Here is a 23549-nt window from a genome sequence, read left to right as displayed (position 1 = left end):
CGTTTTATAACAAAAAAGACCACTGCACGCAATCATCTACCAATTTATCCCCTCAGGAGCTAATCAACTAGCTGCACGCAAAGCACTGTTGATAAAAGCGCTCTTTCCATTTTGCCACCAAAAATCAAAGCCAAAGTTAAGCTGATTTACTTCATCCAAGACACCTAAAACCATGAATCAAGACATTACTAACATTAGTCACAAATTAAATAAGGCAATTAATCCTGAGCAATTAGACCAGGTAGTTGAAGCCATTCTTGCCGGAAAGTATTCCTGGGCTTGTGTTTTGATGCTACGTTTCGCCGGATACAATCCTTTACATTACATTCCCTACCGCACCTATAATCGATTGCTCAAAGAAAACACCCAGCAGATAAGGTCAAATCAACAGCACAACGAAAATTTACAAATCGTCAAATCATCTTCCGAAAAAAGGTCTGAAAGTAATCTTTCACCCAGTTGCTTAAGCAAAATTAAAGACCTAGCTTATTTAGAAGTGGTTGGCAAACATAAAACAGAAATTCGTGGTCGCGGTCTAGATCAACAGTTGGGAACACAGATTGATGAGCATCAATCCATTAAATCTGAATTAAGACCAGAAATAGCTCCAGAATTTTCCGAAAAATTCTGTAATTTGAATTAACAGTGTGTCATCAACTTATAGCTTTGGTAATTGAGAATAGAGCATGGTTAATAACTTCTATGCTCTATTACCTTTCGCCAAAGCTATGATAATTATCAAAAACTAATGAATGACCTTTCAAAAAGAGTTATTAAAGCGGCAGATTCAGACTTTTACTCGACTTTGTTCCCTAGCAAGGGGGAAGAAAGCAGTTCCCCCTTGCCTCTTGTTGAACCAAAGGAGATTGTCAACTTCCTCAAAAGCGAAATGAATTTAAAACAAGTCTGTCAAAAGATTTTGTTTCTTCATGTGATATGTCAGGCTGCACAAGAAAGAGGGATTATTGTCACGACAGAAGAAATTGAGGCAGAAGCAAATCGTCAACGTCGTGAAAAGCGTTTGGAAAAAGCTACAGATACTTTGTCATGGTTAACAGGTGAATTGATTAGTTTGGATGATTGGGAAGTCGGAATCCGCAATCATCTACTGTCACAAAAATTGGCTCAGACGCTGTTTGCTAAAGAAGTAGAAAGTTTTTTTATCCAAAATCGCCTTAGTTTTGAGCAAGTTATCCTTTATCAAATCATTGTTGATGATGAAAAACTGGCTCAAGAACTTTACTATCAAATTGAAGAAGGTGAAATCAGTTTTTATGATGCGGCTCACCTTTATGATATTGATGAGAACCGCCGACAAAAGTGTGGTTACGAAGGAAAAGTCTACCGTTGTTCTATAGAGGCAGATATAGCTGCTATTATATTTACAACAATACCTAAGCAGTTAATTGGACCGCTAAAAACCGAACAAGGTTATCATCTTTTAATGGTTGAAGAGTTGATTACTGCCGAATTATCACCTGAAAGATATCAAGGAATTCTGAATAATATGTTTCAGCAGTGGCTAACTGCGGAGTTAGACTATATGCTTAATTTATCACAATTACAAATAAGATAAGCTCCAGTCCACCTACGTGGAGAAAAGCCGACGCGAGAGGCTTTTGGCGTTCAGAACTTCGTTTGTTCGTTTGTTTAGCCGATAGCGTAGCTAATCCTGGTTCCCCGGCGTCGGCGAGGTATTTAAAATCTGATGAGTAAGACTATAATATTTTCTTACTTATGATAGATGTTTAAATTGTATGCATGTGCTTTTATATGAATTTAGATTTTTCATACTTTAGATAGATGCACAAATAATAATTATAATATAAGGGTTTTGACAAGATTGGCTGTAAGAAATAAAGTTTGACTTGAACAGATTTTCAGTTATACTAATGAACCTAGAAAATGCTGAGAAACCAAATAATTAATAAAATTTAAATAAACTTTAATTTATATATAAAATTTAAATAAAATTTAATTTGTATAGTGATATAAAATACAATTTTAAATTTCAGTGAAAACATTATAAAATTGCGATAAAGATTTGGGTTTTTTGTCAGAATAGCTTGACTAAATATACCATTATCTATTAAGAAGAAGATGTGTGTAAGTGCAGAGTATAAGAATCTCTCGCTTTCTAGCTGAAATTGACTTTTAAATTATTTCAGATTTATAAGAATCTGCTGATTACTAACAGAGGTCATGGTAGGCTAACAAAAAGTGACTGTTGTACTAATACAAGCGTCTAAGTCGCTTTTATCTTCAATGGCTAGAGCAGCTGAAAACGTATGATTGTTAATCATCCTTAACAACATCAAATATTTGGAGGAGTAGGTACGCACTTATTGTTGTGCAGAGTTCAAGAAGATAATTAAAATAAAAGAAAACCCTTTAGCAGACTCCAATAAGCTTTTTTCTAATTATTTGCTGAGGAGGAATGTTCAAATTGTAACAAATGTATATACCATCATATTTTCGCTTTCGCGTGGAATTGATGGCTTTGATAAAGAATTGTGTGAATCTACGCCCAAATCGCCTTACACGATTATTGTGTTTGCTGAATATTAAGTTAATGTTGTAAACAATTACTGAGCTTTTTTATCATTTTTATCGCAAAAGTGCATAATTTTCTTTTGATACACCCATTACGATACAGAAAGAGAACAAAAGCTCTTGAGACTTAACTGACCTTCAAAAAATGAGGTGTGGCTGAATGAACACAATTCCCACTGATGTCAATGCGTAAGTTATCAAAGCTTGAGAAATTCGCTTGTTGCACTAGTGACTAATTCACCGTTTGAGGTGCGTTTGTCATTTACTGTTGTTTATTAGGGGCTCACCAACTATGGATTATGTATGTTTTCTTACTCTTTGCTTACTACTGCTGGCTAACAATTCGCTTTGCAGTTTTACTTCACCAAACTTTCATCGGCTGGATTGAGGAAAAAATTCGACAACAGGATAGAGTAGAGTTGCCACTCATGCCTATGTATGCAGCTATAGTGATTTGGCATCGGCAAAAAGGCATCAAATTCCTCACCTGATGTAGCAAAGTTTTCAGCTATGGTTTGGCTTAAGGAACTTTATCAAAACACAACATCATGTGACTGCAAGTCTTTGATGCCGGTATATCTCCAGAGAAACTAATTAAAGACAGGAGATTGACGCATTAAATGATACAAACCGGGAATAACCCCCCTAGACTCGCAAAGCACAGGGGGGAAACCCGGTGTTAGTTGCACATCACTTAACGACTTAATTGTCCTTTTAGGACTAATTAACTTTGCAGCTGTAGAACTTTAGCTTGCCGGCTTAGAGAAACAGCTGCTGCGGACGAACTTGCCCACAAAGTACAGTTGATGACAACTGGATAAAATTATGTCACAACATTTCTTTAAAGACAAGGCTGTTGAGAGATACGACTTGCAAAAAAGCAAGTTGTTAAAGTCTTTTGGATGTCAAGATCGGATAAAGAATTTCAAAGCGAATTCTCAGCCAGAATATAGTCGTCGCAGAAAAACTATGTTGCTGGCTAAGAAAAGTGAATTTACAACCCGAATGTCTAAAATATTAGGTTATTTACCAGAAATAGCGTTCGGTTGGATTACTGTTAGATGTTCGATTTGGATACCTGCACGACGCGATATCGCGCGATCGCGCGTCCATACCTAATCATCAATATCACAGAACGAGCGTTCAAGTCCACTTAACAAAAATTATCCTGTTAAGAACTAATTCACTCCTCTAAGGATGGGGGAATTAAGATTTGCAATTGCCAATAAGATCAACTTAGTTTCCATTTATCTTTCAATCTGGCGTTTTCATTAGTCAAGTGTCAAAAATCCTTGACTATTATGTGATATTTGCAGGGGGAAACAGTGTTTTCACGGCAACAGTTAAGTCAACAACTCACCCAAATTTTGGGTGAAACGCTTTGCGACAGCGAACTTGACAGGTGTTTGGCATTAATTGAAATTGTCGAACCACCTGACTCAAAGCAATTTTGGCAAGCAGCATCAGCAAAACCAGGGATTTATATTATCTTGGCGGGTAAATGCAGACTTTTAGATAGTGCTGATAACTTAATTACTACTCTTTGTGTTGGGGAATCATTCGGTGAGATAACTCTGTTTCCCGAAAAAGAGTTGACAAATTACGCAGCTAGAGCTTCTGTTAATTTAAAGCTTGGCTATATCCCCTTTGAAGCGCTGCAATTCATATTTCGCACATATCCAAGTATAAGCGATCGCCTGAATGCCCGCGCCGAAATTTGGGATTTACTGCTATTGTGTCGCCAAAACTCACAATTTCCGCGCCATACATCTCAAGTGGAGGGAATGCTCAAAGCCTTATCTCTGTTTGAACGGCACAATCTGAAGATTGGCGAAGTGAGTACAGAATTTCAAGATTCGCAATTGTGGCTGTTACATAGAGGGCAACTACAGCATTCTCAGGGTTACACCTTGACACCGGGCAACATTTATGCACAGCAAAAAACAGGTAGTTGGCAGGTTCAGAACAGCGCGATCGCTTACATTCTCAAGAATTCTGATTGGCAAACAGCACTCTTAAACTGCCCAGAATTACAGTCATTTGTCGCTGACCAAAAGCTTAGACCAGCCGCAACCGTTGAGCGAAAGCCACGAAAGAACAGGTCAAGTGTTGAGCTTTATGACTCCAGAGCTAAAGTCATTCCCTTTCCCAAACGAGAACAAGAGCCAAAAGAAAAAGAAAAACAAAAAAAATCACGTCCTTTCTTTCCTAGCCCAAAAGTGCGAGCGGGGCATTGGTGGGGAAGATTCACCAAGAGTTATCCCTTTTACGCTCAACAAAGCGCATCAGATTGCGGTTCTGCTTGTCTGGTGATGATTGGTAACTATTGGGGTAAGCACTTTAGTGTCAATCGCTTGCGGGATATGACCAACGTCAACCGCAGTGGGGCATCTCTACGTGCTTTAGCAGCGGCAGCAGAAAACCTTGGTTTTGCCACCCGTCCGGTGAAAGCTACCCTCGATAAATTAGCAGAACAACCTCTGCCAGCGATCGCTCACTGGGAAGGCAAGCATTTTATTGTCGTCTATGAAATAACCAAAAAGCGGGTAATTATCTGCGACCCTGCCCTTGGTCAACGCAGCTTGACCAAAAAGGAATTTCAAACAGGTTGGACTGGATATGCATTATTACTGCAACCCACATCACTACTAAAAGATGCCAAAGCTGAGAGTGCAGGCTTCTGGAAGTTTTTTGAATTAATCAAACCTCACTATAAGGTATTGATAGAAGTCTTCTTGGCAAGCGTGCTGATGCAGCTATTTGGACTGGTAACGCCGGTATTTACCCAGTTGTTGCTAGACAGAGTGCTTGTACAACGCAGCGTTGCCACCTTAAACGCCGTTGGTACGGGGATGATCGTTTTTGGGTTGTTTAGTATTGCCATGAACGGAGTGCGGCAATATCTGCTGGATCACACAGCAAACCGCGTTAGTCTCTCGTTACTGGTGGGTTTTATCAAACATACCTTCCGCTTGCCCCTCTCCTATTTTGAGTCGCGTTATGTGGGGGATATTGTCTCTCGCATCCAAGAAAACCAGAAAATTCAGCGTTTCCTGACCGGTCAAACACTGTCAATCATGCTGGATATGCTGACATTAGTCGTCTATCTGGCGATGATGTTCGCTTATAGCTGGCGGATGGCATTATTTGTGCTGTGTACTGTGCCGCCATTTTTTATCCTGGCACTAGCTAGCACCAATATTTTGCGCCGCATTTCCAGAGAGATTTTTAACGCTGGTGCCGAAGAAAACAGCTATCTGATAGAATCCCTGACAGGAATTCGTACAGTCCGCTCGTTGTCAATTGAACAGACAGTACGCTGGCGTTGGGAAGAATTACTGAATAAGTTGGTAAAAAAAGGCTTTAATGCTCAGATAATCGGCAATCGACTGCAAATTCTCAGTGGTGCAATTCAAACCTTTGTGAATACAGGATTGATGTGGTTTGGAGCATGGCAGGTAATTCAAGGGGATCTCACCGTTGGGCAATTAGTTGCCTTTAATATGTTGGTGGGTAACGTTTTGAGTCCTTTTCAACGGCTGTCGCTGCTGTGGAACGAATTGCAGGAAATCGTGATTTCCACCGAACGGATTAATGATGTTTTAGAAGCGAAACCGGAAGAAGACTTACACAATAAACCCCGGAAGACTTTAGGTAGACTTGACGGTAACATTCGCTTTGATAATGTCACCTTCCGCTATCACCCAGAAAGTGAGACGAACGTGCTGGAAAATCTCAGCTTTGAAATCCAGCCCAATCAAATGGTGGCACTAGTTGGACGATCTGGGTCTGGAAAAACAACCCTGAGCAAATTGATTTTAGGTTTATACCCTCCGACAGATGGCAAAGTATTGATTGACAGTCATGATATCAGTTGTGTATCCTTGCGATCGCTCCGTACTCAAGTCGGTGTTGTCGATCAAGATACCTTTCTGTTTGGTGGTACCATTCGCGAAAACATCTCCATCGCCCACCCGGAAGCGTCTATAGAAGAAATTATTCAAGCAGCAAAATATGCAGGAGCTGATGAATTTATTCAGCAACTGCCAATGGGTTACGAATCCCAAATCGGTGAAGGTGGGGGAATGCTCTCTGGTGGACAACGCCAACGTCTGGCGATCGCCCGTGCCTTGATGGGAAATCCCCGTTTGTTACTTTTTGATGAAGCCACAAGTCACCTAGATTCTGAATCAGAACGGATTATTCAAAACAACTTAAAAACAATTCTTAAAGGGCGGACTAGTGTAATCATTGCCCATCGACTCTCTACTGTCCGCAATGCTGACTTAATTCTGGTTTTGGATCGCGGCTTATTAGTGGAAAGCGGCACTCACGACGAATTAATCGCCAAAAAAGGTCATTATTACTACCTAAATCAACAACAACTAGCTCAAGCAGTTTAGGGACAGGGGATTGGGGACTGGGGATTAAGGACAAGGAGGACAAGGAGGACAAGGAGGACAAGGGGGACAAGAGAGACAAGGAGAATTCAAAATTTAATACTCTCCCCCTGCTCCCCCTGCTCAAGAAAGCTCCCCCTGCTCCCCCCCCTCCCCCTTGTCCCCCCTCTCCCCCTCTTCCCACCTAACGTTCAACAGAGATATCACTATGCCATTTACATCTCTTAATTCCTCATCCACACTTACCAAGGATGAAAAGGATGAGTATAGAAATTACGCAGAGACTAATAAATCTACTGAGGTTCCACCTGGTAGAGAAAGAGAAGGTGATGCCCAAGATTTATATTACGGCACCGAAGAACTCCTGGATGCCTTACCTCGGCTCTGGACACGCGGTGTGCTGTATGTGCTGGTAGGCTTTGCCGTCATTGCCTTACCTTGGGCAAGCATCTCGAAAGTAGATGAGACTGGAAGCGCCAAAGGACGTATAGAACCCAAAGGTGCAACGCAAAAATTAGACTCTCAAGCAGGTGGCAGTGTCAAAGCTGTCAGGGTAAAAGAAGGTGACACCGTAACAGCAGGGCAGGTTCTGTTAGAACTTGAGTCTGATATCTTGCAAACGGAAATGCAACAGGCTCAGGAAAAGCTATCTGGACTGCAAAATCAACGGATGCAACTGGATGTACTCAAAAAACAACTACAGTTGACCCTTGGGGTTCAGGAGCAACAAAACCAATCCCAAGCTCTAGAAAAGATGTCCCAAGTCAACCAGGCAGAACAAAACCTGGATGCCAAACAGAGTACTTATAACCTGCAAAAGTTAGAAAAACAGGCATTAGTCAATCAGGCACAGCAGCAGATTAGCACCACTGAAAATGACCGGAAGTCGGCTCAAGCTCGTTTGGATATAGATTCAAGACAAGTCCAACGCTTTAGCCAACTAGTCAAGGATGGTGCCGTTTCTGCAAACCAAGTTGACCAACTCAAAAAAGAAGAACAAGAAAGCAAACGACTCTACGAAAGAGCGCAATCTGACATTAAACAAGCAACACTCCGACTGCAAGAAGAACAGAATCGCTACCAGGCAACAATCAGTCAGTTAAAGTCTGATATCAAGCAAGCAACACTGCGACTGCAAGAGGAGCAAAACAGCTATCAAAGCTTGTTGCAAAACGGTCAATTGGCGCTTCTGAGAAATCAGCAACAACTCAAAGACTTAGATACACAAATTGGGGCACTGCAATCTCAAATCGCTCAAGCAGGAAGTCAAATCACATCCTTAAAGCTTCAGATGCAGCAAAGAGTAGTGCGATCGCCTATTGATGGAGTGATTTTTGAGTTGCCAACCACCAAAGCCGGAGCGGTGGTACAACCAGGTCAGCGGATTGCCCAAATTGCACCCAAAAATAGTGGCTTCGTACTCAAAGCGAATATGCCTATCCAAGATAGCGGCTTCTTGAAGGTGGGAATGCCAGTCAAAGTCAAGTTTGATGCTTATCCCTTCCAAGAATATGGCATCAGCCAAGGTAAAGTTACTTGGATTTCTCCCGACTCCAAAGCAAGCGTTACACCCCAAGGAACAATAGAAAACTTTGAGTTAGAAATCGTTTTAGACAAGCAGTATGTCCAAAATGGTGAGAAACGCATTCAATTAAGCGCCGGTCAGACAGCAAACGCCGAAGTAATTATTCGCCAGCGACGCGTGATTGACTTTGTTTTAGATCCGTTTAAGAAACTGCAAAAAGGCGGTTTAGAGATGTAGTCAACACTTTTATAGGAGCAAGCTTATTATATGCATCCAATTGACCTAATGAGAAAATATGGCTGGTCTTATCACCACCTAGCCGCAGAGTTTGGAGTTTCAGAAGCTGAAACCAGACGATGGGGATTTAGAAAAACTGCCAGCAACTATCGAAATCCCCCGTTAATGGCTTACAAACTAGCGGAAAAAATTGATCGGGAATTATCAACTATGTCTGTATCTGCATAGAACCATTGTTACTACCTAAGTGACCTAGACCTCATTTCCAAGTCGGGTTTTAATAAGGAATTAAGAATCAAAACTCCATCTTATCTAGTTTGTAGATAAGGAATGACTTATGGAGGAATTGCATCATGTCCAATATTCTGACGATTACTGATTTAGACATTATTCATAGCATCAAACTTTCCTGCCAAATTCCTGATGTAGTAAAAGCGATCGCATCTCAAAAAATTATTGTCCAAGCAACTGAAGAAGCTGGCATTAAGCTGACGGAAGCAGAACTACAGCAAGAAGGAGATAACTTACGCCTAGCCAAGAAGCTTGTCAAAGCTAAAGATACATGGACATGGTTAGAAAAACACCATCTGTCTGTCAATGAGTTTGAAGAATTAATCTATAACAACGTCCTTTCCAGGAAGTTGGCGAATCATCTGTTTTCATCTCACGTCGAAAAGTTCTTTTATGAACACCAACTAGATTATGTGGCTGCTGTCACCTATGAGGTCCTCTTTGAGGATAGAGACTTGGCTTTAGAGCTTTTTTATGCCCTCGAAGAAGGTGAAATCACTTTTCCAGAAATCGCTCGCCAATATATCCAAGAACCGGAACTTCGCCGTGCTTATGGATATCAAGGACTCCGATACCGCAAAGATTTCCGTCCAGAAATTGCAGCCGCTGTATTTCTTGCTTCTGCTCCAAAAATTCTCAAACCGATTACCACTTCAAAAGGAGTGCATTTCATTTGGGTGGAAGAAATCATTCAACCCCAATTAGATGAGCAGTTACGCGAAAAAATCATTTCCGAATTGTTTTCTGAGTGGTTAAAGCAACAAATTCAGGTTTTGGAAATTGTCACTAAGTTAGACTCGGATGGCAATTCGCAACCAGAGTCAGAAGTGCTTAAGCCGGCTTAAGCTTGTTATTAACCAACACCAAATACCTGATAAATTGAAACATTTTCATCACGGATAATCCGCCCATTTTCGGGTGGAAAAGGGAAATATATGTCAAAAAATACTTCTTTTTAAGACAGGTAAATTCATAGTAAACAAGAAAAATTATTTATCTTTCGGAATCTTTTTTCCGAAAAAATAATTTTTTATAACTTATAAAAACAGTCATAAAAACATTGTTGCTAGGCAGTAAAAAAGTTAATTATTGTCTACTTTTATCATGTGTTATTGTGGTTATTAATAATAAAATAAAAATTCAATTTGTTCAAAAAAACCTAAAAAAGGGGTTGACTTTTTAAATGAATAAGGTATCTTATAAATATGAGCAACGAGAAACAATTTGCTTGCAGAAAAAGCAAACAATAAATAACAAGTTGTTTGCACGAATTTCCAGAAAATAGTTATTAATTACCAGGAGAAACCCAATGATTATCTCAGATTTGAACTACTTGGAAGCTACTGAAGGTTCTGCTGTTGTTGGTGGTATCAATTTCGGTAAGGAAAAATCTTACGTCTACGCTACTGAATACGTCAAAATCAAAAAAGATATTGACGCAAAAGCTGACGTAAAGGGTAATATAGCTACTGCTGAAGCTGAAGCTTACGGTAATAATACTCTTACCCAAACCTTCGCTTTTACCACTGGATATTCTTCTAGCAGCACCTCTGTTGCTGTTACAGACTGATTATTAACCGTTGAACACTAGAGCAACGAAATAGCTCTACTTTAAAACAGCCAGAAACTATATATAGATAGCTTCTGGCTGTCTTTTTCAGGGGGTTTAAGGAGTCATATGAGCAGACTCAAAATTTACGATCTCAGCTTTTGTGAAACAGCCAATATTAGTCAAGTTCGAGGCGGATTATCAGAAGATACAGCTGATACAGCAAATATAGCACCGAAACTTGATATATTGGACTGGTTAATGATTCATATCCCTGGATTTTACAAACAATCTTCAAAAAAAACAGGGGAATATTTGCTTGAAGAATTCAGCGATCAAAACGGGCAACATTACGGATATCGAGCCACTAGTCAAGATGGTAAAGAACTATTGGGTGGAGCATCTGGGCAAATAAATAATGTTAATTATGCCGTCTCCTTCGCCAGCCGTTCTACTTAGTTAGTATTTTATGCAATCACATCTTAGTGATTGCTATTTTTTGAGAATTAACAATAGATGGTGTTAAGATTATGACTCAACATAAAGTTGTGGTTAAACGCATAGTCTCACCTGATGGTAAAGTGATTGCCGAGGCTAAAAGCGTAGTCCAAACATCTGGTGATGATGAGGGTGAGATTAGTCAAAGCGTTTCTGTACACGTTTCATCTGGTAATAGTTCCAGCAGTTACGCAAATAGTAGCAGCACATCAACATCTAGTTGCTCTAGTAGTTCTTTTCTGTGAATTTAGTTGGCTGAAAATTTCTCGTGAGGTAAGTGTGAGGAATTTCTTGATCATCTCTGACTTAAGTTATTTACAATCGATTAACGAAAGCAGCATTGTGTATGGTGGCAATGTTTACGCTGGTACAGTTACCACAACAACAACCAGTCCTGGATATGCCACAGCTGGTGCAGGTGCAGTTGCCATCGGTGAGACTACTTATACTAATACTCAAAGCAAGACAAATGTTAAAAACTTGGGTAGCCTTGACTATAGTCGAGCCGATGCAACAGCCACAGCATATGCAAAAACTGGAAACCAAACTGCTTCATCTCGGAGTAGTAGTACTTCAATTTCACTTGATTTAACCAACCGTTAATAGTCTCACCCGATAGGAAGATTATTGAAATAGGCAAAAATGATATGCAGATTGACATAATTGATAATTTTGAAACATTTAAGGAAAGAAGAGAAAATTGGGATTCTGTATACGCTGCCGATCCTCAGGCTCAGTTCTTCTTATCTTGGGTTTGGCTGTCTGGATGGTTGCAGATGGTGCATGAGCCGTGGTTGATATTAGCTGCCAAACCAGATACCCACGATTTATCATATGTTGCCTTTTTCCCTCTGAAAATTGTATTAGAACAGCAGGATGGAGGAGGCTTTGATACTAAACTCTACATGGCAGGAAATAGCATGGCAGATTACACCGGACTTATTTGCCTGCCAGGTTATGAAGAAGAGGTAATTCCTGCTTTTGCCGCTTACATCCAGCAGCAGTTAACATGGTCTACTTTCGATGTACAAAATATTCTAGAAACAGATACACGGATGTCCCTCTTCTTGAGGTATTTCTCTAGAGATAAATTTGATTTCAGTCAACACCGCATTCAAAATCAGGGAGAAGATACCGATCATTATATTGCCCCTTATGTTTCATTAGCAGACGACTGGGATCAATATCTGCAAAATGACGTAGGTTCAAATACTCGCCAAAAAATAAGACGCTTTTTAAAGAAAATCGAAACCTCTGACGAGTTTCATATTACCCACGTTGACACAAACAATCTGGAGTCTCATATTGAGATACTACTCAAGTTCTGGGAGTCAAAATGGAGAGATAAAAAAGGGGATAACTGTGACGTAATTATGGATTACGTTCGCGCTATTTTACGTCATTGTTTTGAAAATAACTGTCTGTATTTATCGGTTCTATGGAAAGGGGACACACCTTTAGGAGCGATCGCTAACTTTGTTGATGTTCGTCAAAAATCCATGCTATTTTCCATTACAGGTCGCGATGAAACTTTTAAAAATCCGTCACCTGGACTTATCCTTCATGCTGACGCTATCCGATATGCTATTCAAAATGGATTTAAAGTTTACGACTTTTTAAGGGGAAATGAGGAATATAAGTATTCTTTTGGGGCTAAAGAGCGTCGGATTCAGCATATCGTAGCCAAATACAAAGATTGCCAGAATAGACAACTCGATGTCAGGATTATTCCTTTCGCACTGCAACTTACTCTTGAGAATCATCGAGCAAACCGACTCACCGAAGCCGAGCGGGGATACCGTCAGATTTTAGAAACTCAGTCAAATCACCCGGAAGCACTTTATGGACTGGGGATGTTGATGAGGCAAAAAGGTGAGTACGAAAGAAGCGAAAATCTTCTCAAAAACTTGCTTCAGGTTCAGCCCAATTCTATCAAGGCTTTATTTAGCTTGGGGAATTTATATCAAGCTCAAGGTCAATTATCAAAAGCGATAGAAGCCTATAATCAAGTCTTAGCTCTACAGCCACAGGCGATCGCCGTATACAATAACCTTGGCTATGCGCTGCATCAACAAGGTCATGTTGAAGATGCGATCGCTTGCTATCAAAAAGCACTCTCGCTACAGCCTGATTGCGTTGAAGCTGAGGTTAACTTAGCCAATGCACTTTATGCTCAAGGAAAGCTCTCCCCAGATAAACAAGCTCATTACGCAGCCATGAACAACGATTTAGGCTCGAAGTGTAAACAGGCAGGGGATTTCAAAACGGCGATCGCCTACTATCAGCAGTCCATTTCTATGCAGCCTGACTTGGCATCAGCTCACTATAATTTGGAGCTGGTGCTGCAAGAACAAAGTGAAAATGATACTGCAAGCAGCCGCAATCAAAAAACCCTCATTCGTGCCTAGTTTACCAGGAAATTTTAGCAAAATTATTTGACTTTTTCAGTGGAATATACAAACCTAACCCCATCAGGTTATTTAGTTAAAAAAGAAGACTCATGATGCTAATCAATGATTTATCCTATTTAGATAATGCTCCAGAACAAAAGTTGATTTTAGGTGCTGCTAGTGCGTATATAGAAGCTAATGCATCAGCTGGAGGGTCTAATTCTCTCGCTGTTACTGATACAGACCTTGCACTCAAGGCTTTGGGTAACGGTGGTTCTAAGGTAAAGGGTACAGGAACAGCTCTGGCGATCGGCGACGATCCTATAGCTGATGTCTACTACGATCTTCAAGGCTTTGATAAAGTGAAGGTAAAAACTCGTTCTCTACAAGGAGAAAACTTGGATTTGGAGATTGTTAAGATAATAGCGATTGATCGACCAAACAAATGACAGCTTGCAGTCAGGCTTTTAGCTTTCACGTCAGCACTATTCATACTTCATTATAACATATTACCGCCTAAATTATGCTGTCTGGAAAATTATCTGAAAATGCAATTTTTCCTGTAACCACTGTTATTTAATTAGTTATTAACCACATACAGTTTTTACATTCACCAGAAGGAGGAATCCATATGTCTGACAACAAACCGCTAGATTTAAATTCCTCAAAAGTACCATTCTTCGCTCGTTACTTAGAAGGGCAATTCTGTGAAGATTTGTCTGAAGAAGAAATGGACACAGTTCAAGGAGGTACTACATTTGTGACGCTAAAATACCCTTCTGACAACGAAGAAGGCGGTCATGATGGAGGAATAGGTGGAGGAATAATCACTAACAAATTGCGGGATAAACATGATTGGGGTGGAGGAGTTGTTACCAAAAAGTCCCCATCAGATGCTGATGAATATGCTGTGACACAAAAGTATCCATCGGATGGAGACGACCACGCTTTTCCTATAGATTAAATACTGAAGCATTAAAATGCTTACTACCAATTAATCGCACGGCACACAAGCACAGCAGCTAGGTAGTGAGGGAAAACGCCAAAAATAATCAAATGTTTTTATGCACTTATCGCGTGACGTTGTTTTATTAATTACCCATAGTGGTGATTTCTTCACAGTAGATAGAGTGGCAGAAGCTGTATCAAAACGCGGCGCACAACCGTTTCGCCTCGACACTGATAAATTTCCCTTGGTAGTGCAACTAGAGGCGCAACTGAGCAACTCTGGAAGTAGTTACAGACTGAAATATCACGAAGCCTCCCCAAATCTACATTCTATTAGTACCGATCAAGTGCAAGCAGTTTGGATGCGTCGTCTTTTTCCGCCTTATCTGAGTCAAGAATTGGCTCCTCAGTTCCAAGCAGCCTGCGCTAGAGAGTCATTAGCAACTTTAGATGGTTTTTGGGATAGTTTGCGTGAAGCGCGTTGGGTAGATAATTTGCAGCAAATCAACGCTGCGGAAAACAAGCTACACCAACTGCGGGTAGCGTCTGAGGTTGGTCTTATTATCCCTCGGACTGTTGTCACTAACAATGCTGAATCTGCGCGGGAGTTTTTCTCCCAGGTGAAGGGGAAAATGGTAGCTAAACTGTTAGTTCCTCTTTCCACAAGTATGAAAGGCTCCCCTTTTTTCCTTTACACCAGCGCTGTTAAAGAGGAAGATTTGCTTGATGCTCAAACACTGCGCTATTCCCCGATGGTTTTTCAAGAGAAAATACCCAAACAATGGGAATTGCGGGTAGTGTTTGTCAATGGTAATTTCTTTGTGGGAGCGTTGGACGCATCTGTATATAATGCATCCACCCTTGACTGGCGTTGTGCGAAAACCGAAGCTTGTGTATGGCAACCTTATGAACTACCTTTGAAAGTCAAACTTTGTCTCAAAGAGTTTATGGCAAGGTTTGGGCTGCTTTTCGGAGCATTTGATTTTATCGTCACACCAGCAGAAGAATACGTTTTTTTAGAGGTTAACCCGGTAGGGGAATGGGGAATGTTAGAGCGAGATTTGGGCTACCCGATTTCGTCAGCGATCGCTTCGGCTTTACTTTCATTCTAAATTTAATAATGACAGTTTTAATAATTACCCATAGCCAAGATAATGAAAGCATTCCTCTAGTAATGCAAGCGATCGCAGCCCAAGGAGGAAAGGCATTTCGTTTTGATACAGATAGATTTCCTACGCAAGTGCAGCTAAATGTTTATTACGGCAAACAAAAAGAGCAACAGATTCTAGTCGATGAAGATAAGAAGTTAGATTTAAGTGAAGTATCAGCAGTTTGGTATCGACGAATTGCGATCGCCCAAAGAATTCCTAATACAATGGACTCGCAACTAAGACTTGCCTCTGTTCAAGAATCTCGTGTCACCGTTCAGGGTGCGATCGCCAGTATTCAGGGATTCCATTTAGACAGATTGCCAAATATCCGTTTAGCTGATAATAAACAACTACAACTACAAGTAGCACGACAGCTAGGTTTAGATATACCGCGCACGTTGATTACAAATAACCCCCAGGCAGTCAAGGAATTTTCCCAGGAGTGCGAGCAGGGTATGATTGCAAAAATGCTCTCTTCCTTTGCTATTTACGATCGCGAAGGACAAGAACATGTAGTATTCACCAATCCGGTTACAGATGCAGATTTAGACAATCTGGATGGATTAAATTTGTGTCCGATGACATTTCAAGAAAAAGTACCCAAAGCGCTGGAGTTGCGGACAACAATTGTGGGTAAACGTGTGTTCACCGCTGCTGTTGATTCCCAAAGTTTGCAGCTATCTCGTTACGACTGGCGACGACAAGGAATTGCCTTACTCAATGCTTGGCAACCTTACGATTTACCCCAGGATATAGAGAACAAGCTGCTTGAGCTAATGGCTTACTTTAACTTAAATTATGGAGCAATTGATATCATTTTAACACCAGACGGTCGGCATATATTCCTTGAGATTAACCCCGTAGGTGAGTTTTTCTGGCTGGAACATTGTCCGGGTTTTCCGATTTCTCAAGCAATTGCTGAGGTGCTGCTAACTAACGGACATACATATTCATCATCCTTTGTTTGTGACAAACGAGAGTACGGCAGTTGGTTTGCGTCTGCTCAAGACAACGCCAATTACGCCACCACACAAGATTAAAGCTAGACTAGTTGAAGGTTCTGGTGCTTTTACTGTAGCCCGATTCTGCTTAACTTCGATTAAAGCAAAATTTGTTTGATTACCAAAATAACGCTGTAGAGAACCATCAAAATAAACTGTGGCAAATTCTTGTTTACCGCCAAAATTGAAATTTATGTCTTGATTTTTTAAGGTAACATTGTCGCTTTTTTGAACGGCAATAAAATCGTCATCGCCTTCGGTAGTTAAATTACCGACAACGCTAAAAAAGTCTAAAATACTGTTATTATTAGTGTCCAATAAAGCGAAAGATATATCTCCAGCTGCTCTGGCATTTTCCGCTGGTGGATTGTCTATTTTTGTTTGCAGGTTTAAATCAGCATTGAAGTTGAAAGAAAAATTTGTATTTGCACCTACATCAAAGAAACCGATAACTGTAGCTTCACTTTCAGCTAGTCCTAAATAATCTCTACCTTTACCCAAGGCTATGCTTAAAGATGAATTTGATGCTGATGGTGGAGCACCTACAAAAGTTGCATTTGCGTCAGCCAAAGCCGTCACCATGCCATCCTTGGCAATAGTAAGGGTGTTAGTGTCAGTGTTAGTTCCCACGTCCCTTGGGCTTTGACTAAAGTTTGTAAAGTTTGCTTTACCTTGAGAAAAAGCAAAAGTAGCAGCTTTACTGGGTGAGGATGCTAATACACAGCTAGCTATTACCGGAGTAACTAGTAGCAACAAGCGCTTGGTAAATTCCTGATATTGCTTCATACAATTGTAAAGTAACTAGGCACACACAAAAATTGACAGCGGACATTACTGAGCTTGAGAAGTTCTGAAGTTCATCTTGACGTTTTGGCGTGCCATGTTTGATTCAATCACAAATGATTTTCAACCATCTTCGCACCCAAAATAAGGCGATAAACGCATCAGTAGAATTGCGATCGCTCTTTGAGCAGTAAATTAAGGCATACGTAAACATACTAAGGCGCAAAAAAAATGTCTTCTATGAATTTTGTGTAATTTATGTCAAATTTATACAAAATTCTGATAAAGTTAGAAAGCTCTAATTCACCTACGTGGAAAAAAGGCGATAAGCGCAGCTTTAACTTCGTTATCGCAAAGGTTACAGAAAATCGGCGCTCGATTAGGGGCACGCTCGATTAGGGGCAATTGTTTAATGGGCACGCTCGAATTAAAGAAGCGGCTTTACGCGGGTGCGGGTTCTAATACGATTCTTTCCATGCCCGATTCCCCATGCCCCATTCCCCCAACGGGAAAGCCAGAGCCGGCACTCTTAGAAACCCTCCCTTTCTCGCTGGACTCACCATTCCCCATGCCCGCGAAATCTCATAAGTCAGACTATATTATTTTCATACTTCTGATAGATGCTTAAATTGTATACATGTTATTGTGGAATAAATTTCTATTTTTACTACTTTAGATAGATGCACAAATACTATATAGTATTTTTGGCGATTAAATATTGGCTGTAAAAAATAAATGACATCAAAAGATTTTCAGCGCTAGATTTTAGCTGATAAAATGTTTATAAAATAAAATAGTTAATAAAAATTAAATTAACTTGAAGTTTTTATATAGTTTTGTCAAATACAATACGATATTAAAAATTAGTAAATAAATTATAAAATTGCGATGAAGATTTGCTTTTTTTATCAGAATACCTTGACTAAATATACTTAAATCTATTAACAAAGAGTAAGTGTGCGATCCATAGTATAAAAATATGTAGCTTTCTAGCTGTTCATTGACTTTTAGATTATTTCAGATTTATAAGAATCTGCTGATTATAAAAGAGCTAATGGTAGGCTAGCAAAAAGTGAGTATTGTACTAAGACGCTTGTCTTAGTCGCTTTTATCTTCAATGGCTAGAACAGTTTTAAACTTTTTTTCTTAACCATCCTTAACAAATTTAAATATTCGGAGGAGTAGCCACCCAGGTATGGTGCAGAATTCAACAAGATAATGAAGATAAGACTTTTTGACAGATGACAATCAAACTAATTAAGAATATTTGCTGAGGAAGTATGTTATAATAGCTACAAATTACTTGTGCCTGTTGATTTTCGCGATCGCGCTTAACTGATGCACTTGATAAAGTGGTTATGCGAATCAACTTCACTATAGCGTTACACCATGCGAGTATTTGCTGAACATTAAGTTATGGTTGTCATAAATTTCTCAGCTTTTTCTCGTTTTTATCCTAAAAGTGCATAATTTGATTTTTATACACCCATAAAGGATACAGAAACACAAAAAAGCTCTCTAAGCTTAACGACGTTGAGAAAGTGAGGTATGCAATCGTGAAAAGTTAGGGTTTCATCCCATTTGTCAATTAGTAATAATACTGAAAATTCTTGAGAAGACTTTGTAGAAAACTTATAATTTCAGGGAAGATTTAACATAATCTTTACATCTATCTCTCCAGAATACCGCTAAAGTTGGGTTACTAGGTTAATTTGATACCTGAATTTCAGTCAATATCCAGCATAATTGCTTATTGACTTAAGCAGCGCTATATTAACGTGTCACGAATGGAGGTATGGAATTAATACAATAAAACTTACGCATTGATGTAAGTTCTAAAAGCTTGACAAATTCTGGGTTTAACTAGTAACTAATTCAGTCTTTGAGGTGCTGTGTCAGGTATCGTTGTTTATCATAGACTCAACAGCTTTTGTGTGTGCATGTTTTGTCAAGGTTACTTACTACTGCACAGCTAACAACTCGCTAGCTATGCTTAATTTGCCTAAATTTCATCGGTTGGATTGAGGAAGGAATCAGAGAACGGTGTAGAGTAGAGTTACGACTGATGCCTATCTATGCATTTCTAGTGATTTTGCATCGGCAAAAAGGCATCTAGATTCCTCACCTTCGGATAGCGAAGTTTTCAGCTAGGATTTTGGTTGACGAACAAAATAAAAACACGACATCATGTGACTACAAGTCTTTAATGCCCCTATATTTCTGGAGAAACGTTCTTACCCGTGGATATTAACGCATCAAATGATACAACCAGGTAGTAACCCCCCTAGACTCGCAAAGCAAAGGGGGGAAACCCGGTGTTAGTTGCACATCACTTAACGACTTAATTAGTCTATTAAGACTAATTAACGCTTTTGAGCTGGAGAACTTTTGCTTGCAGGCTTAAAGAAACAGCTCATCAGGACAAACTTGCCCACTTTGTATTGATGACAACTGGATAAAATTATGTCACAAGATTTTTTGAAAGACAAGGCTCTTGAGAGATACGACTTGCAAAAAAGCAAGTTGTTAACGCATGGGTGGATGTCAAGCTATGAATGAAGAATTTCGGCGCGAATTCTCAGCCAGAATATAGTACTGGGAGAAAAACTATGTTGCTGGCTTAAAGAAGTGAATTTACAACCCGAATGTCTAAAAGATTAGGTTATTTACCAGAAAGAGCGCTCCCATTGGATTGGTGTCGGATGTTCGATTTGGATAAGAGCGGCACGTTTAAAAGCGCGATCGCACGTCCATATCTAGTCATCAAGATCGCAGAACGAGCCATACCTCACGACGCGAGATCGCGCTTTTGAGCGTCCACTTAACAAAAATTATTTGGCGCGTGAAGAAATTCACTCCTCTAAGCATGTGGAATTAAGATCTGCAACTACCAATCAAACTCATGAACCTTAGTTTCGATTAATATGACGTCAAGTGCCAAAAACTCTTGACTATTATGTGATATTTGCAGGGGGAAACTGTGTTTTCACGGCAACAGTTAAGTCAACAACTCACCCAAGTTATGGGTGAGACGCTTTGCGATAGCGAACTTGACAGGTGTTTGGCAGCGGTGGAAATTGTCGAACCACCACCGGCAAAGCAATTTTGGCAAGCAGCATCGGCAAAACCGGGAATTTATATTATCCTGGCGGGTAAATGCAGACTATTAGATAGTGCTGATAACTTAATTACTACTCTCACCAGCGGAGAATCATTCGGTGAGGTGACTCTGTTTCCCAAACAAGAGTTGACAAATTACGCAGCTAGGGCTTCTGTTAATTTAAAGCTTGGCTATATCCCCTTAGAAGCGCTGCAAGAATTAATTCGCCAACATCCAAGTATCGGCGATCGCCTGAATGCCCGCGCAGAAATTTGCGATTTCCTGCTGAGTTGTCAAAATAAACACCAGGGAATGCTCAAAGCTTTATCTCTATTTGAACGACATCAAGTAGAAATTGGCTCTGTTGATGCCTCATTATTTGAAGATAGCAAGCTGTGGTTGTTATACAAAGGTCAACTCAAGCACAAAGATAATTGCATCACACCAGGAAATTTCTTGGTTCCAGAAGCCGAAAGACAAACGCAATGGATGGCTACCCAAAGCAGTATCCTTTACATTCTGAAGAATTCAGATGTATCTACCGCACTACAACATTGTCCGCAATTAGCACCAATTATCGGCTCAGAACAGCCGGTGACTCAGACATCTACGAGGAAATCCAAACCAGAACGAATTACTTCCCCCAAAAACATTATCCCCTTTCCGCAGCGCGATGCTCAAACTGCTTCAGGCGATCGCACTGCAAAACCAAACTCGAAAAAACCACGCCCTTACTTTCCTTCACCTAAAGTCGTAGCAGGGCATTTATGGGGACGCTTGAGCAAAAATTATACCTTCTTTGCTCAACACAGCGCCTCCGACTGTGGCGCAGCTTGTTTGGTAATGATTGGTCGCCACTGGGGTAAGCGTTTTAGCGTCAATAAAGTGCGCTCACTCACCAATGCCAATCGTAGCGGTGCATCTATGCGTGCCTTGGTAACAGCAGCCGAAACTCTCGGTTTTACCAGCCGTCCGGTGAAAGCGAGTCTCGACAAATTAGCAGAACAACCACTACCAGCGATCGCTCACTGGGAAGGCAAGCATTACATAGTCGTTCATGAAATTAGCAAAAAGCGGGTGATTGTCTGCGATCCGGCGATCGGTCAACGCAGCCTTACAGTAGCCCAATTCAACGCCGGCTGGACTGGATATGCATTGCTGTTGCAACCCACCAGCGAATTAGAAAACGCCGAAGAAGCTACTAGTTCTTTATGGCAATTCTCTAATTTAATCAAACCTCACTGGAAGATTCTGCTAGAGGTATTTATCGCCTCTTTATTACTCCAAGTATTTGGATTAATCACGCCAATATTTACTCAGCTACTGCTAGATAGAGTGATTGTCCAGGGCAGCACCATCACTTTAACCGCTATCAGTTTAGGCTTGCTAATTTTTGGCTTCTTCAGCATCGTTATGAACGCCGTGCGGCAATATCTGCTGTCGCACACTGCCAACCGTGTGAGTGTAGCGCTGCTGGTGGGTTTTATGAAACAGACCTTCCGCTTGCCTTTGTCGTACTTTGAGTCTCGTTACGTCGGCGATATTGTTTCCCGTATCCAAGAAAACCAGAAAATACAGAGTTTCCTCACAGGGGAAACGCTATCCATCCTTCTGGATTTATTGACAATAGTTATCTATTTGGCAGCGATGTTTTGGTACAACCAAGGCATGGCGTTGCTGGTACTGTTGATTGTGCCGCCATTTTTCATCTTGGCATTGGCAAGTACCAATATTTTGCGGCGGATGTCGAGAGAGATTTTTAATGCTGGTGCCCAAGAGAATAGCTATCTAATTCAATCACTCACAGGTATTCGTTCTGTGCGCTCAATGGCAATTGAGCAGACAGTGCGCTGGCGTTGGGAAGAACTGCTAAATACTTTGGTGAAAAAAGGCTTCAAGGCACAGGTAATTAACATTCGCTTGCAAGTTATCAGCGGCAGCATTGATACTTTGACATCTACAGGATTGCTGTGGTATGGGGCATCGTTGGTGATTAATCATCAACTTACCATCGGACAATTAATTGCTTTCAATATGTTGATGGGCAATGTTATCAGTCCCTTCAAGCGATTGGCAGGAGTTTGGAATCAATTGCAAGAAATTTTCATTTCTGTGGAACGGCTGAACGATGTCTTAGAAGCGGAACCAGAAGAAGACTTGCTTACCTCTGACCGTAAGTCTTTAGGCAAACTTCGCGCGAACATCCGCTTTGATAACGTCACTTTCCGCTATCACCCAGAAAGCGATATCAACATCTTAGAAAATATCAGCTTTGAAATTAAACCAGAGCAAATGATTGCCGTGGTGGGGCGTAGCGGAAGCGGGAAAACAACACTTTCCAAATTAATTTTGGGTTTATATCCGCCGACAGATGGCAAAGTTTTCATTGATGGTCATGATATCAAGGGTATCTCTTTGCGATCGCTCAGAACCCAGATCGGTGTCGTCGATCAAGAGAACTTTCTGTTTGGCGGTACAATCCGCGAAAATATCGGTATAGCTCATCCAGACGCTTCCTTAGAAGCAATTACCGAAGCGGCGCATCTGGCAGGGGCAGATGAATTTATTCAACAATTACCAATGGGTTATGAAACCCAAATCGGTGAAGGTGGCGGAATGCTTTCCGGTGGACAACGCCAACGTTTAGCGATCGCTCGTGCAATGCTTGGTAATCCGCGCTTATTAATTTTCGATGAAGCCACCAGTAATCTCGACACCGAATCAGAACGCATTATTCAGAACAATTTAAAAACAATTCTCCAAGGGCGGACAAGCTTAATCATAGCCCATCGGCTTTCCACCGTGCGGAATGCTGACTTAATTCTGGTGTTAGATGGAGGTGTCTTAGTGGAAAGCGGTACTCACGAAGACTTAATCGCTAAAAAAGGTCATTACTACTATCTGAATCAACAACAACTCGCGCAAGCAGGTTAAGTCAGTAGAGACGTTCTGTATGGAACGTCTGTACAAGAGAAGGCACGCTAGAGACGTTCTGTGTGGAACGTCTGTACAAGAGGCGCGGAGTTCTTATTGTCTCCCTTGTCTCCTTGTCTCCAAGGAGTCCCCTTGTCCCCCTCTCCCCCCATCTCCCCCTCCCCCCCTCCCCATCGTGGAAAGGAAACT

General features: G+C 40.7%; 21 protein-coding genes. 19 read left to right on the top strand and 2 right to left on the bottom strand.

Annotated elements, in window-relative coordinates; translation table 11 throughout:
- Positions 1-172: 172 nt before the first annotated feature.
- From PI95_RS10775 to PI95_RS10695, 17 genes are all read left to right on the top strand, one after another.
- Entirely contained in the window at positions 173-643 is a 471-nt protein-coding gene (locus tag PI95_RS10775) for a HetP family heterocyst commitment protein (protein ID WP_039748070.1), read from the top strand.
- A gap of 105 nt (positions 644-748) precedes the next feature.
- Complete coding sequence (locus PI95_RS10770; RefSeq protein ID WP_163518785.1) at positions 749-1576, top strand: peptidylprolyl isomerase; 828 nt, start codon at positions 749-751, stop codon at positions 1574-1576.
- A gap of 1276 nt (positions 1577-2852) precedes the next feature.
- On the top strand, positions 2853-3044 hold the full coding sequence (locus PI95_RS10765) for a hypothetical protein (RefSeq protein ID WP_039748071.1): 192 nt from the start codon (positions 2853-2855) through the stop codon (positions 3042-3044).
- Positions 3045-3378: 334 nt separating this feature from the next.
- Entirely contained in the window at positions 3379-3672 is a 294-nt protein-coding gene (locus tag PI95_RS10760) for a hypothetical protein (RefSeq protein WP_052325246.1), read from the top strand.
- Positions 3673-3878: 206 nt separating this feature from the next.
- Complete coding sequence (locus PI95_RS10755; RefSeq protein WP_163518784.1) at positions 3879-6956, top strand: ABC transporter transmembrane domain-containing protein; 3078 nt, start codon at positions 3879-3881, stop codon at positions 6954-6956.
- A 205-nt stretch (positions 6957-7161) separates the two neighbouring features.
- A complete protein-coding gene (locus PI95_RS10750) occupies positions 7162-8715 on the top strand; it encodes a beta-barrel domain-containing protein (protein ID WP_039748073.1) in 1554 nt (517 codons plus the stop codon).
- Positions 8716-8745: 30 nt separating this feature from the next.
- Positions 8746-8943, top strand: coding sequence for a hypothetical protein (locus tag PI95_RS10745; RefSeq protein WP_039748075.1), 198 nt, complete (start codon positions 8746-8748; stop codon positions 8941-8943).
- A 125-nt stretch (positions 8944-9068) separates the two neighbouring features.
- The gene (locus PI95_RS10740) at positions 9069-9851 is read left to right on the top strand and encodes a peptidylprolyl isomerase (RefSeq protein WP_039748076.1); all 783 of its coding nucleotides are present in this window, start codon (positions 9069-9071) and stop codon (positions 9849-9851) included.
- A 464-nt stretch (positions 9852-10315) separates the two neighbouring features.
- A complete protein-coding gene (locus PI95_RS10735) occupies positions 10316-10576 on the top strand; it encodes a hypothetical protein (RefSeq protein ID WP_163518783.1) in 261 nt (86 codons plus the stop codon).
- Positions 10577-10684: 108 nt separating this feature from the next.
- Positions 10685-11014, top strand: coding sequence for a hypothetical protein (locus PI95_RS10730; protein WP_039748077.1), 330 nt, complete (start codon positions 10685-10687; stop codon positions 11012-11014).
- A gap of 71 nt (positions 11015-11085) precedes the next feature.
- Positions 11086-11298: a hypothetical protein gene (locus PI95_RS10725; RefSeq protein ID WP_163518782.1), complete on the top strand. Its 213-nt coding sequence runs from the start codon at positions 11086-11088 to the stop codon at positions 11296-11298.
- Positions 11299-11332: 34 nt separating this feature from the next.
- Positions 11333-11656 carry a hypothetical protein gene (locus PI95_RS10720; RefSeq protein ID WP_039748942.1) on the top strand — a complete coding sequence of 108 codons (324 nt, stop codon included), beginning with the start codon at positions 11333-11335 and terminating at the stop codon, positions 11654-11656.
- Between the two features lie 44 nt (positions 11657-11700).
- A complete protein-coding gene (locus PI95_RS10715; RefSeq protein WP_039748078.1) occupies positions 11701-13461 on the top strand; it encodes a GNAT family N-acetyltransferase in 1761 nt (586 codons plus the stop codon).
- 92 nt (positions 13462-13553) lie between these two features.
- Positions 13554-13892, top strand: a complete 339-nt coding sequence (locus PI95_RS10710; protein ID WP_039748079.1) for a hypothetical protein — start codon at positions 13554-13556, stop codon at positions 13890-13892.
- A gap of 182 nt (positions 13893-14074) precedes the next feature.
- Positions 14075-14407 carry a microviridin/marinostatin family tricyclic proteinase inhibitor gene (locus tag PI95_RS10705; protein WP_039748080.1) on the top strand — a complete coding sequence of 111 codons (333 nt, stop codon included), beginning with the start codon at positions 14075-14077 and terminating at the stop codon, positions 14405-14407.
- A 100-nt stretch (positions 14408-14507) separates the two neighbouring features.
- Positions 14508-15503: an MvdC family ATP-grasp ribosomal peptide maturase gene (locus PI95_RS10700; RefSeq protein WP_039748081.1), complete on the top strand. Its 996-nt coding sequence runs from the start codon at positions 14508-14510 to the stop codon at positions 15501-15503.
- A gap of 8 nt (positions 15504-15511) precedes the next feature.
- Positions 15512-16582: an MvdD family ATP-grasp ribosomal peptide maturase gene (locus PI95_RS10695; RefSeq protein WP_163518793.1), complete on the top strand. Its 1071-nt coding sequence runs from the start codon at positions 15512-15514 to the stop codon at positions 16580-16582.
- Here the strand turns inward: PI95_RS10695 and PI95_RS10690 are convergent.
- Both PI95_RS10690 and PI95_RS36755 read right to left on the bottom strand, forming a co-directional pair.
- Entirely contained in the window at positions 16496-17329 is an 834-nt protein-coding gene (locus tag PI95_RS10690; protein WP_163518781.1) for a hypothetical protein, read from the bottom strand. The genes PI95_RS10695 and PI95_RS10690 overlap by 87 nt on opposite strands.
- A 438-nt stretch (positions 17330-17767) precedes the next feature.
- Positions 17768-17896 carry a hypothetical protein gene (locus tag PI95_RS36755; RefSeq protein WP_268896736.1) on the bottom strand — a complete coding sequence of 43 codons (129 nt, stop codon included), beginning with the start codon at positions 17894-17896 and terminating at the stop codon, positions 17768-17770.
- A 2075-nt stretch (positions 17897-19971) separates the two neighbouring features.
- On the opposite strand from PI95_RS36755, the gene PI95_RS10685 reads away from it, so the two are divergent.
- Together PI95_RS10685 and PI95_RS10680 are read left to right on the top strand one after the other, a co-directional pair.
- Positions 19972-20139, top strand: coding sequence for a hypothetical protein (locus PI95_RS10685; protein ID WP_163518780.1), 168 nt, complete (start codon positions 19972-19974; stop codon positions 20137-20139).
- 209 nt (positions 20140-20348) lie between these two features.
- Positions 20349-23360, top strand: a complete 3012-nt coding sequence (locus tag PI95_RS10680; RefSeq protein WP_052325293.1) for a peptidase domain-containing ABC transporter — start codon at positions 20349-20351, stop codon at positions 23358-23360.
- The last annotated feature ends 189 nt before the right edge of the window (positions 23361-23549 follow it).

It is taken from the genome of Hassallia byssoidea VB512170, assembly GCF_000817785.2.
GTDB lineage: Bacteria > Cyanobacteriota > Cyanobacteriia > Cyanobacteriales > Nostocaceae > Hassallia > Hassallia carrinoi.
This window is presented reverse-complemented; position numbering and strand designations above follow the sequence as displayed.